The 12,016-nt window shown below is 69.2% G+C and carries 11 protein-coding genes; all 11 read right to left on the bottom strand.

Annotation, left to right across the window (positions count from 1 at the left end; all coding sequences use genetic code 11):
• Positions 1 to 8: 8 nt before the first annotated feature.
• Positions 9 to 1,772, bottom strand: a complete 1,764-nt coding sequence (locus ACWGSK_RS17890) for a serine/threonine-protein kinase (RefSeq protein ID WP_358507148.1) — start codon at positions 1,770 to 1,772, stop codon at positions 9 to 11.
• A gap of 237 nt (positions 1,773 to 2,009) precedes the next feature.
• Positions 2,010 to 3,137, bottom strand: coding sequence for a cytochrome P450 family protein (locus tag ACWGSK_RS17885; protein ID WP_452456292.1), 1,128 nt, complete (start codon positions 3,135 to 3,137; stop codon positions 2,010 to 2,012).
• A complete protein-coding gene (locus ACWGSK_RS17880) occupies positions 3,134 to 4,417 on the bottom strand; it encodes a cytochrome P450 family protein (RefSeq protein WP_358507267.1) in 1,284 nt (427 codons plus the stop codon). The genes ACWGSK_RS17885 and ACWGSK_RS17880 overlap by 4 nt, the downstream gene beginning before the upstream one ends.
• A gap of 198 nt (positions 4,418 to 4,615) precedes the next feature.
• Entirely contained in the window at positions 4,616 to 6,919 is a 2,304-nt protein-coding gene (locus ACWGSK_RS17875; RefSeq protein WP_358507151.1) for a heavy metal translocating P-type ATPase, read from the bottom strand.
• Positions 6,920 to 6,932: 13 nt separating this feature from the next.
• A complete protein-coding gene (locus ACWGSK_RS17870; protein WP_358507153.1) occupies positions 6,933 to 7,115 on the bottom strand; it encodes a hypothetical protein in 183 nt (60 codons plus the stop codon).
• 1 nt (position 7,116) lies between these two features.
• Positions 7,117 to 7,326, bottom strand: a complete 210-nt coding sequence (locus ACWGSK_RS17865; protein ID WP_358507155.1) for a heavy-metal-associated domain-containing protein — start codon at positions 7,324 to 7,326, stop codon at positions 7,117 to 7,119.
• A gap of 268 nt (positions 7,327 to 7,594) precedes the next feature.
• On the bottom strand, positions 7,595 to 8,194 hold the full coding sequence (locus ACWGSK_RS17860; RefSeq protein ID WP_358507157.1) for a GNAT family N-acetyltransferase: 600 nt from the start codon (positions 8,192 to 8,194) through the stop codon (positions 7,595 to 7,597).
• A 226-nt stretch (positions 8,195 to 8,420) separates the two neighbouring features.
• Entirely contained in the window at positions 8,421 to 9,920 is a 1,500-nt protein-coding gene (locus ACWGSK_RS17855) for an alanine/glycine:cation symporter family protein (RefSeq protein ID WP_358507159.1), read from the bottom strand.
• A 132-nt stretch (positions 9,921 to 10,052) separates the two neighbouring features.
• Complete coding sequence (locus tag ACWGSK_RS17850; protein WP_358507269.1) at positions 10,053 to 10,340, bottom strand: GNAT family N-acetyltransferase; 288 nt, start codon at positions 10,338 to 10,340, stop codon at positions 10,053 to 10,055.
• A gap of 197 nt (positions 10,341 to 10,537) precedes the next feature.
• Positions 10,538 to 11,284 (bottom strand): respiratory nitrate reductase subunit gamma, encoded by a 747-nt coding sequence (gene narI, locus ACWGSK_RS17845; protein WP_358507161.1) that lies wholly within the window; start codon positions 11,282 to 11,284, stop codon positions 10,538 to 10,540.
• Positions 11,281 to 12,006, bottom strand: coding sequence for a nitrate reductase molybdenum cofactor assembly chaperone (gene narJ / locus ACWGSK_RS17840; protein WP_452456291.1), 726 nt, complete (start codon positions 12,004 to 12,006; stop codon positions 11,281 to 11,283). Before narJ ends, narI begins: the two co-directional genes overlap by 4 nt.
• Positions 12,007 to 12,016: the final 10 nt, after the last annotated feature.

Genomic DNA, 12,016 nt, shown 5'->3' with positions numbered 1-12,016 from the left:
GCTCGGGTTCAGCCGGCGGGTTCGAAGGTCTCGGACACGCGGTCCAAGAGCGCGTGGTTGATCGCCGGGTCCTCCGGGCTCACCAGGAACAGCGCGTAGCCCTTGTCCTCGGTGTGGAAGCCCCGGTTGATGGCGTGCATCTCCCCGTTGCGCCCCTGAAAGGTGAACTCCCAGTCGGCGGCGCTGACGTAGTCGTCGACCCAGCCGCCTTCCAGGTCCTCGATCCCGATCAGCGAGTAACCGGAGAAGTTCCGGCTACCGGTCGGCTCGAAGTCGCGCCAGTCGTCGCCGGCGTCCGGGTTGGGGTTGTCGGTCTGGTCGACCAGCAGGTACCCGCCGTCGGGGTTGCGGAAGTAGACCATGTGCCCGTCGCGGTCGATCTCCCAGTCCTCGGGGACGTCGACGGCGAATCCGCTGGAGTCCTCGTGCCGGGTGAGGAAGTCCCAATCGTCCTCTTCCCCCTCTTCGGCTTCCCCTTCCTCCGAGGCCTCCGCGTCGGCCGCCGAGGGTTCCTCCTCCGGCTCGCCCTCCTCGTCGCCCCCGGCGGCGGCCCCATCGGCCTGGTCGGAACCCGGGTCCTCCCCGGCCTCCGATCCCCCGGTGGTCGCGGCGACGTCGCCGGGCCGGTTCGCGCTGACGTAGACGGTGGTGATCGCCGCTCCGACCAGCAGGACGAACGCGAGCGCCGCGGCCACCAGCACTCCGGCGCGGGAGCGTTTCCTCCCGTCACCACGCGGCCTGTTCGACACCGCACCCGACGCGGCCGGGGCCGCGGGCTCCTTCGTGGGGGTGGACGCGGCGGCGTTGACCGTCCGGTCGACCGTGCCCGAGCTCGTCACCGGGTTCCACTCCGGCTCCTCCTCGTTGGCGGTCTCGGAGGGAGCGTCGTCCGCCGGCACGGGCGCGACCAGGGCGGTGGCGGCGAGCGAGGGAGAGGCCCTCTCTCCGTCGCGGACGCCGAGCAGCAGGGAACGGACCTCGGTGACCGTCGGGCGGTCCTCGGGTCGCTTCTCGCACAGGGCCTCCAGGATCGGCCGCAGCGCCCCCGCGTTGGGGGTCTCCGGGAGGTCCTGGGTGACGATGGCCGTCAGGGTGGCCATCGGGGTGGGCCGGTCGAAGGGCAGGGTTCCCTCCACCGCCTGGTAGAGGGTGATGCCCAGGGCCCACATGTCCGAGGCGGGGGTGGCGGAGCGACCGTGCGCGATCTCCGGCGCGAGGTAGCTCGGCGAACCGATGAGCAGGCCCGTGCTGGTCAGGTGGGTGGAGCCGTCCAGGTGCGCGATACCGAAGTCGGTCAGGACGGCCCGGTCGTTGCCCGCGATGAGCACGTTTCCGGGCTTGATGTCGCGGTGCACGATGCCGTGGCCGTGCGCCTCGGCCAGGCCGGCGGCCATCTGCTCGCCGATGCTCGCGGCCCGCTCGATCGAGATCGGCCCCCGGTCCCGGATGACGTCACCCAGGGACGGGCCGTCGACGAGTTCCATGACGATCCACGGGCGGCCGTCCTCCTCGGCCACGTCGAACACCGTGATGATGGTCGGGTGGCTGAGCTGGGCGGCGCTGCGCGCCTCGCGGAGCATGCGGGTGCGCAGGACCTCCACCTCGTGCGCGGGGAGGTTGGGCGGGGTGGTCAGCTCCTTGACCGCGACCGGTCGGTCGAGCAGGGTGTCCGTCCCACGCCAGACGCGTCCCATTCCACCCTCGCCGATGACCTCGTCCAGACGGTAGCGGTTGACCAGGACACGGCCGGGGTCGGCTTCCGAACTGTTCATGTTTCGCATTCCTCGGGAGGGTCCGTGCGGGACGGGCAGGAGCGTGAGCGGGGGTGGGGCGCGGGTGTGGGGGACCAAGACGAGTGTAGGAGCCGCAGGGCCCGTTCGTGTGCTTCCCCGAAGGTGCGAACAGTGTCCCCACCAGGCGACAGATCCGGCCAAATCACCCTTGACGTGCGAAGGACCCGCCGGGATCCACTTGGCCGAATCCCGGCGGACGAGGAGTCCTCGGACGTGTTATCGCAGGTCGTGAGCCGCCCCGGGGCGGCGGCGAAGCCGTACCGGCAGGGCCTCGACCCCGGCGCCGATGATGGACGGCGACGCGGTCAGCTCCGCCTCGTCGACCGCGAGGTCGAGTTCGGGGAAACGCTCGAACAGGCGCGGCAGGACCTCGTTGACCTCCACGCGGGCCAGGTTCGCGCCCAGGCAGTAGTGCCTCCCATGGGAAAAGGTCAGGTGCGAGGAATCCTCGCGTGTGATGTCGAACTCCCCGGCGGTGGCGCCGTAGCGTTCCTCGTCCCTACCGGCCGAGGCGTAGCCGATCAGCAGCGGTTCCCCCGCGGGGACCTGGACGCCCGCCAGGTCGATGTCCTCGGTGGTGTAGCGCATCGGCACGAACTCGCCCGGTCCGTCCCAGCGCAGGACCTCCTCGATCGCCTTGGGCCACTCGACCTCACCCCTGCGCAGTAGTTCGAGTTGGCCGCGGTGGGTGGTCAGGGCCCGCACGGCGTTGGTGATGAGGTTCATCGTGGTCTCGTAACCGGCGCTGATGAACAGCACCAGGTTCCAGATGAGCTCGTCCTCGGTGAGACGGTCCTCCTCGTCCCGGGCCGCGATCAGGGCCGTGGTGAGGTCGTCCCCGGGTTCGGTGCGCTTGGCCGCGACCAGGTCGGTGAGGACCCCCCACATCTCGAAGAAGACGCCCATCGCCTCTTCGGGGGTGACGCTCTGGTCGAAGAACACCCCGGCCAGCCGGTGCAGCTTGGGCCGGGTCTCCTCGTCCACCCCGAACAGGTCGCTGATCACGGTCAGCGGCAGGGGCCGGGAAACCAGGGACTTGAGGTCGACGGTCCCGTCCTCGGACTCGGCCGCCGCGCGTTCGAGGTCGTCGAGCAGGGACTCGACGATGCCCACGATCGCCGGTCGCAACCTCTCGACCCGGCGCGGGGTGAACGCCTTCGACACCAACCTGCGCAGCCGGGTGTGGTCCTCCCCGTCCTTGGACAGCATGTTCTCGTTGATGATCCAGGAGATCAGCGGCCAGTCGGTGGGGATCTCACCGGCGTTGAACGCCTTCCAGTACTCCTTGTTCTTCTGGACGCGCGGGTCGGCCAGTGCTTCACCGACCGCCTTGTGGGTGGTCACGACCCACGCGTCAACCTCACCAGGAAGCTCGACAGGGACGACAGGGGCGACCTTCCGGAGGTGGGCCGCCTGGGCTCGGAGGTTTCCGGGGGCGAGTCGGACTCGTTCCAAGGTGTTCCTTCCACTCGGGGGGTGAGAGGGGCTTTCGGAGGGAAACTCACGGGAAGTCGGACGGGCGCCCAGGACAGGGCGGACAGTCGCCAACGCAGATCCTCCGAGGGCACGGCCTGGCGCAGCCCGGGGAGTCGGTCGAAGAGGGTGCGCAGGGCGATCATCGTCATGGTGATCGCCTCCTCGCGGGCCGGACAGCGATGGGCGCCGGCACCCCAGGCCACGTGGGCCCGGTTGCTCGTGTCCACCATCTCCGCCGCGTTCTCCTCCACGTAGAAGCGGTTGGCGGCCGCGAAGCCCAACAGGATCGGCGATCCCTCCTCGATCACACGGCCGGCGCCCAGCGGAACGTCCACCCGTGGATAGATGACCGGGTAGTTGGTGATCGGGGGGTCCTGCCACAGGACACGGTCGATGGTGTCGGTCAGGACGGTGGGTGAGGGGGCGCGGTCGCCCGCCAGGTTGGGGTCGGCCAGGAGGGCGCGCACACCCGAGTCGATGAGGTCGGCGGTCGGCTCGTTGGCCGCGGCCACCACCAGGAGGAGCTGCATGATCACCTCCTCGTCGCTGAGCGCGGCGCGGTGCTGGATCAGCCTCGTGGTGAAGTCGTCGCCTGGTTCGCGGTGCTTGGCGGTGACCACCTCGGACAGGGCGCGCTCGGCCTCGGCGTTGGACCTCTCGGCGTCGACGCCCAGCCAGAGGTTGCGCATGGCCTCGACGAAACGCACCCCTTGGTCGTGGTCGAAGCCGAAGAGGTCGTTGATGACCAGGAGCGGCAGCATCCGCGCGTACTCGTTGAGGACGTCGGCCTCACCGCGTTCGCAGAACTCGTCGATGAGTCCGTTCGCGTACCGTTCGGTGGCCTCGGCGAACCGCCGGGAGGTGATGGCGCCGAGCCCGTCGGTGATGGCTCTCCGGTAGCGCTGGTGCTCACTGCCGTCGACGAAGAGGGCGTTGGGCCGCGGGGCCATCATGGGCAGCACCGAGGCGTCGACGCCGACGCGGCCCTCCTTGAAGTCCTTCCACAGGCGGGCGTCGTGCCCGAACCTGGTCTCGTCCCTGGACCAGGAGATGAGGGTGGCGTAGTCGGTGACCAACCACCCGTGCACACCGGGTTCCAGTTCCACCGGGACGACGGGTCCGTGGTCGTCCCGCATCGCCGCGTACACGGAGTACGGGTCCGGGTGGGGTTCGTCTTGGTACAGCTTGGCTCGTGGGCATCCGGAAGACACGGCGGACCTCTGCTGGGGGGTAGACAGCGGAGCACGACCGCGTCGTCACGCTCCAGGGTTCCGCGTGAACACTAACCTCTCTCCTCACGGGTGACGAGGAGGTGGGTGCGCCCGCCTCGGGCGCACCCCACGTCATCAGCCGTTACGCGGTCGGCTCTCGTCCGGGTCGAGCGTGTCGTCGCTCAGCGGACGGAAGCGGCGCAGCCTTCCGCTGTTGCTCACCACGAACACGCTGGACAGGGCCATCGCCGCGCCCGCGAGCATCGGGTTGAGCAGACCCGCGGCGGCCAGCGGCAGCGCGGCGGTGTTGTAGGCGAACGCCCAGAACAGGTTGCCCTTGATGATCCCGAGCGTGCGGCGGGACAACCGGACCGCGTCGGCGGCGGCCCGAAGGTCGCCACGGACCAGGGTCAGGTCACCGGCCTCGATCGCCACGTCCGTGCCGGTGCCCATCGACAGTCCCAGGTCGGCCTGGGCGAGGGCGGCGGCGTCGTTGATCCCGTCGCCGACCATCGCCACGACGCGTCCCTCCGACTGGAGTCGGCGGACCTCCGCGACCTTGTCCTCGGGCATCACCTCGGAGATGACCTCCTGGATGCCGACCTCGGCGGCGACGGTGCGGGCCACGGCCGCGTTGTCACCGGTGAGGAGGATCGGGTCCAAACCCAGGTCACGGAAGCGTCGGACCGCCTCGGCGCTGGTGGGCTTGACCGTGTCGGTCACGGTGAGGACCCCCCGTGCCCTGCCGTCCCAACCCACGGCGACGGCGGTGCGCCCCTGCGACTCGGCCTCCTTGAAGGCCTGTTCCAGCTCGTCGGGCAGCTCTTGGGACCACTCGGCCAGCAGGGCGGCCCTGCCCACCAGGACGGCGTGGCCGTCCACGGTCCCCTGGACGCCCCGGCCCTCGATGTTGGCGAAGTCCTCGGGGGTGGGCAGGTCGCCCACGCGCACGGTGGCGCCGGTGGCGATGGCCCGGGCGATGGGGTGTTCGGAGGCCGATTCCAGGGCTCCGGCCAGTCGCAGCACCTCGGCCTCGTCCTCGCCGTCGCCGACGGTGACGTCGGTCAGGGCCATCTTCCCGGTGGTGACGGTGCCGGTCTTGTCCAGCACCACGGTGTCGACCCGTCGGGTGCTCTCCAGTACCTCCGGGCCCTTGATGAGGATGCCCAGTTGGGCGCCGCGACCGGTGCCCACCATGAGGGCCATCGGGGTGGCCAGGCCCAGCGCGCACGGGCAGGCGATGATGAGCACGGCGACGGCGGCGGTGAAGGCGGCGCCCACGGAACCCCCGGTACCGAGCCAGAAGCCCAGGGTGGCGACCGCGATCATGATGGCCACCGGAACGAACACCCCGGAGACCCGGTCGGCGAGGCGCTGCACCTCGGCCTTGCCGTTCTGTGCGTCCTCGACCAGACGCGCCATCTGCGCGAGCCGGGTGTCCGAACCGACCCGCGAGGCGCGCACGACCAGTCGGCCGCCGGCGTTGACGGTGGCGCCCACGACGGCGGACCCGGGCGAGACCTCCATCGGCACGGACTCGCCGGTGAGCATGCTCATGTCGACGGCCGAGGTGCCCTCTTCGACCTCGCCGTCGGTGGCGATCTTCTCGCCGGGACGGACCACGAAGCGGTCGCCGACGGCGAGCCGGTCGACCGGGACGAGTTCCTCACGTGCCGCGGCGCCCTGGCCGCGCAGCACGGTGACCTCCTTGGCGCCCAGTTCCATCAGGGCGCGCAGGGCGGCGCCGGCGCGGCGCTTGGAGCGCGCCTCGAAGTACTTCCCGAGAAGGATGAAGGAGGTGACGCCCGCCGCGACCTCCAGATAGATGTTGGCCGCTCCGTCGGTACGGGCGATGGTGAACTCGAAGGGGTGTGTCATCCCCGGGACCCCGGCGGTACCGAGGAAGAGTGCGTACAGGGACCACAGGAAGGCGGCGGCCACACCCAGGGAGACAAGGGTGTCCATGGTCGCGGTGCCCAGCCTGAGGTTCTTCCAGGCGGCCACGTGGAAGGGCAGGGCGCCCCACACCACCACCGGGGCGGCCAGCGCGAGGGAGGCCCACTGCCAGTACGTGAACTGGAGCGCGGGGATCATCGCCATGAGGATGACCGGGACGGAGAGCAGCATGGAGACCAGCGCGCGATCGCGCAGGGCGCGCGTGGGGTCGTCCGGTTCGGCCGCTTCCCGTCCCGGTTCCGCGGTGGGCGCCGTGGCGGTGTAGCCGGCCTTCTCGACCTGGGCGACCAGGTCGTCCAGCGAGGTCGGCTCGCCCTCGAAGGTCACCCGGGCCTTCTCGGTGGCGAAGTTGACGGTGGCGGTGACGCCCTCCATCTTGTTGAGCCGCTTCTCCACCCGGTTGGCGCAGGCCGCACAGGTCATCCCACCGATGGCCAGTTCGACCGGCGCGGATCCGGTGGACGTCGTTCCACCCTTGTTCATGTCCCGCTCCAGGTCATCTCTGCTGTTCCTCGTCGACGTGGTCCCGTGCGTCGTCGGGCGCGTGCTCCACGCTCTGGCTCGGAGGGCCCTCGCCCTCGGGCAGCACGGGACCGACGATGGAGCCGGCCCCGAAGGCCGCCGCGAACACGACCACGAGGCCCACGGTGTAGAGCCCGAGTTTCGTGGTCACGCCCATGTCAGCTCGCCACCTCGTAGCCGGCCTCGTCGATCGCGGCGCGCACGGCGGCGTCGTCGATCGGCCCCTCTCCCGTGACGGTCACCTTCTTGCTCTCCAGGTCGACCTCGACACCGGTGACGCCGGGGACGGCGCCGACCTCCTCGGTGACCGAGCCGACGCAGTGTCCGCAGCTCATTCCCTCGACGGTGTAGACGGCGGTGCCGGCCATGTGTGCCTCCTCGTGTGTTCGTACGTGAGTCGCTCCAACTGAGACCAAGATACCCCCCTGGGGTATACGATTGTCAAACGTCCATGACGTCCCCGCCGGCACGCGGTCGCCAGGTTACCCCAGGGGGGTACCAAGAAAAGGCAAAGCCCCACCTCGAAAAGGACAGGCCCCCCGGGTGGCCGGACGACACATCATCCGACACCCGAGGGGCCCGTCGCACTCGCTCGGCGCATACCCTCCCCCGGTTCCCCGAGGCGGGTCGCCGGAGCTAATCGGCCTTCAGCTCCAGGCGGGCCACCACCCGCTCGCTCAGGTGATGTGGGGCCAACGTGAACCCGGATCGACGGAACATCTCCACGGTGCCGGTGTAGACCTCGGCGCTGGGGGCGCGGCCGCCGGCGGTGTCGACCGGATAGGCCTCCAGCACTCGGGCGCCGTTGGCGCGCGCGTACTCGATGGCCCCGTCCAGAAGACGACTGCCCTGCCCACGTCTACGGCGGCGCGGCGGCAGCCAGAAGCAGACCAGGGACCACACCCCCGGCTCCTCCGGGTCGGCGGGGCGCAGGGTCCGGGAACGAGACAGTCGGATGAAGTCCTCCCGCGGGGCCACGGACACCCAGCCGCAGGGGCCGTCCTCGTCGTAGGCCAGCAGCCCGGGCACCCGCCCGTCCAAGGTGAGCCGCTGCAACTCTTCCTTGTTGTCGCGACCACGCATGGACCGCTCACAGGAGACGCTCGCCGTGTGATCCTTGGCCCGCCTCCGAAAGAACGTGCACCAGCAGTGCCCGTAGGCTCCCGTCGGACCGAACAGGTTCTCCAGGTCGTTCCACCGCTCGGCGGTGGCGGGCTCGATTGAGACGATGGACATCGGACTCCCTCGCGAGACACAACTCTGACCGCCACATGTGATGAAGCACACTAGCGGTGATCCGCTGTGACCGAAAGAACACAGATGCCCGATAACGCCTACTGTTAGGGGTTTATGCGCATTTTCAACAGAATCGAATGGCAACCAGAACGCCGTGGGGCGCATCCAAGACATCTCGGATGCGCCCCACGGAACGTCGCACCGGCGTTTCGAGGTCCGGTGGGCGTCAGGAGTCGACGGGCTCCTGTTCGCGCCGAGCCGTTCCCTCCTCGGGTGCCCAGCACTCCACGCCCCGCACGTCCGGCAACCGGTCCCGAGTGAAGACCGGGTCGATCCCCTGGCGACGCTGCTCGTTGTAGTCCTTGAGCAGGCGGCAGGCGATCACCGTCAGCGGGGTGATCGCGATCAGGTTGACCAGCGCCATCAGACCCATGGTCGTGTCCGCCAGGGTCCAGATCAGGTCGATCGAGCCCAGGCAGCCCAGGAAGGTGGCGACCAGGAAGACCACCTTGTACACGAACAGGACGGTCCTGTTCTCGCTGAGGTACTCGATGTTGGACTCGCCGTAGTAGTAGTTGCCGAGCACCGAGGTGAACGCCACCAGGAAGATGATGAGCGTCATCAGGTGCAGCGCCCACGGGCCCAGCATCGACATCAGGGCCATCTGGGTCATGTCACCCTCCAGCACACCGTCGAAGGTGCCCTGGTAGCCCAGCAGGACGATGAAGGCGGTCACCGAGCAGACCACCAGGGTGTCCACGTAGACGCCGAGGGTCTGCACCAGGCCCTGCTTGACCGGGTGGGTGACCGAGGCGCTGGCCGCGGCGTTGGGCGCCGAACCCAGACCGGCCTCGTTGGAGAACATTCCTCGCCGCACGCCTTGGATGATGACCACGCCCAGCGCCGCCGCCGCGAACTCGCCCAAGCCGAAGGCGTTCTCGATGATCGACATGAACATGCCCGGCACCAGCTGCCAGTTCATCACCATGATGATCAGGCCGATGACGACGTAGATGGCGGCGAAGACCGGGATGAGGGCCTGCGCGGTGTTCGCGATGCGGCGGACGCCACCGAAGATCACCAGGCCGGTGAGGAACACCAGCAGCACACCGATGATGGCGGAGAGGACCGGACCGGTCGCCACACCCAGTTCCCCGGCCGAGTTGGCGACAGTGTTGGTGATGGTGTTGCTCTGCACCGCGTTGAACACCATCGGGAAGGTGATGATGAGGATGACCGCGAACACGATGGCCAGCCAACGCTGTCCGAGGCCGCGTTCGATGTAGTAGGCGGGGCCACCTCGGTACCCCGCGGGGTGGCGGACCTTGTACAGCTGCGCGAGCGTGGACTCCACGAAACTGGCGCCGCACACCACGATGGCCATCGCCCACATCCAGAAGACGGCGCCGGGACCGCCCAGGGAGATGGCGATGGAGACGCCGATGATGTTGCCCGTACCGATCCGGGCGGCGGCGGAGATGAAGAAGGCCTGGAGTGAGGAGACCGCCTTCTTCCCGTCCGGCGCGACCTCGGGCTTGCTCTTCAGTACCCGGAACATCTCCGGGAACATACGGAACTGCACGAGGCCGGACCGGATGGTGATGTAGAGGCTCACCAGGATCAGGAGCGGGATGAGGATCCACGCCCAGAGGAAGTCGTCGTTGAAAACGCCGACCATCTCGGTGAGCCGAGCGTCCAGGGCGGGCGCTGCGTCTGCGAGTATCACGAGGGTGGGGCTCCTTTGCTCCAAAGAACGGACAACCGAAACCCCATGCCCGCACAGTGGGACAGAACACCGCACCACGCGCAATGACGCACGATGGTGACCGTTCCGTTACCGACGTCGGGAACCCCGGGTTCAGCCCTCGTGCACCAGGTCCGCGTAGTCCGGGTTGCGCTCGAAGAAGGTCTGAGCGAACGGGCAGATCGGCACGACCTTCAGGTGGCGCCCACGGATGTGGTCCAAGGACTCCCTCATCAGCGTGCTGGCCACGCCCCGCCCCTCGAACGCGGACTCCACCTCCACGTGCGGCAGGGCCAGCACCCCTTCGGCGATCAGGTGGTAGGCGGAGAACCCGACCACCTCGCCGTCCGCGCTCACCTCGTACCGCGAGCGCTCCGGCACGTCGACGACGGTCAGTTCCATTGCCACTACCCCAAGTTCGCGCGTTCGTCGCGCACCTGTCGTGCGCGTGATGGGTCCCACAGGAGAACACGTTCCCATACCCACCACACGCCCACACATCGGGTCACCGAACGGGTCGGTGACCTCCCGGGCCCGCCTCGGTGCCCCCACCGGGGCGGGCCGGAGCGTCGGTGCGCGCCCGTGGCGACCCTGCCCGATCACCAACCGCGTCGGGTGGCCCGCTCGGCCTGACCGGCGGCGGCCGGGTGCGGGTCCCGCGTGCGGTAGACGACGTAGGGACGGAACAGGTAGCCCACGGGTGCGCTGAAGGCGTGCACCAGGCGGGTGAAGGGCAACAGCGCGAAGAGCCCCAGCCCCACGAGCGCGTGCAACTTGTAGGGAGCGTCGGCGGCGGCCATGGCGTCCACGTTCGGCCGCAGGATCCAGATCGACCGGAACCACGGCGACACCGTTTGTCGGTAGTCACCGGTGTGCCCGCCCGAGAGCTCCACGCCCGCGAAGTACAGGGTCATCCCCAGACCGGTCACGATCGCCGACACCAGCACCACGTACATGAGCTTGTCGTTGCGGGTGGTCGCGCTGAACACCGGCCCGCTGGTGCGCCTGCGCCAGATCAACAGGGCGATCCCGGAGAGCGTGCAGAACCCGGCGATCGCCCCGAGCGACAGCGCGCTCACGTGGTAGAGCCCGTCGGAGATGCCGATCGCCCGGGTCCAGGACTCCGGGATCACCAGCCCGACCACGTGCCCGACGATCACCACCAGCAGCCCGAAGTGGAACAACGGGCTGCCGATCCGCAGCAACCGGGACTCGTACAGTTCCGAGGAGCGCGTGGTCCAGCCGAACCGGTCGTAGCGGTAGCGCCAGATCAGTCCACCCACGACGAGCACCAGCACCACGTAGGGCAGCACGCCCCACAGCAACAGGTCCACGGAATCGTTCACCGCTTCCTCCCGCTCACGTCCGTCAACGGAAGCGGGACCCGTGGCCGCGCGCCGTAGGGCTCCATGCCCACGTCCTCCGCGGGCGGCCCCTCCATGGCCAACCGGCGGGCCCGTTCGGCGTCGGCCCGGCGGGGCGCCGGGAGCGTGTGCCGGATCGCCTCCACCACACGTACGTAGGGCGTTCCGTGTTCGCGCAACGCCTCGAACAACAGGTCGAGACCGGCCCGGTGGTTCACCAACAGTTCCTGTCCCACGTCGGAGTCGCCCCTGGCCGTGAACTCCAGCATCACGGCGAGGTGGTCGGGCAGCTCACGGGCGTGCACCCGCCAGCCGCACTCCGCGTAAGCCCGTTTGATCTCCGCCAGGGCGTGGCCGCGGCGTCGGGTGTCCCCGTCGGTGTAGTAGGTCATGTGCAGGGCCCTGCGGCGGCGCAGGTCGAACACGTCCACGTAGTGCGCGCACAGGTCGAGTTCCGGCGTGCTGGAGGCGTGTTCGCAGAACTCCAGCAGTTCGGTCCGGGCGGGGCCCTTGGGCAACTCGGCGACGGCGCGCGCCACCAGCGGAAGCCGTTCGAAGAATTCCTGGTCCGGGTAGCCGAGCAGGACCGAGGCGGACTGGTGGGTCACCGCCCGCCTGTGGGTCCGGCGCGCCTCACGTCCCGCGCCCAGCCAGCCGGCCCGCGCCCCGTCGTCGTTGTTCGTACCGTCGGTGGTGGTGCTCATGATCGACCCC

The sequence above is a fragment of the Nocardiopsis sp. NPDC055551 genome, assembly GCF_053619415.1.
The sequence above is the reverse complement of the archived record's forward strand: the minus strand, read 5'-3'. Positions and strand labels throughout refer to the sequence as shown.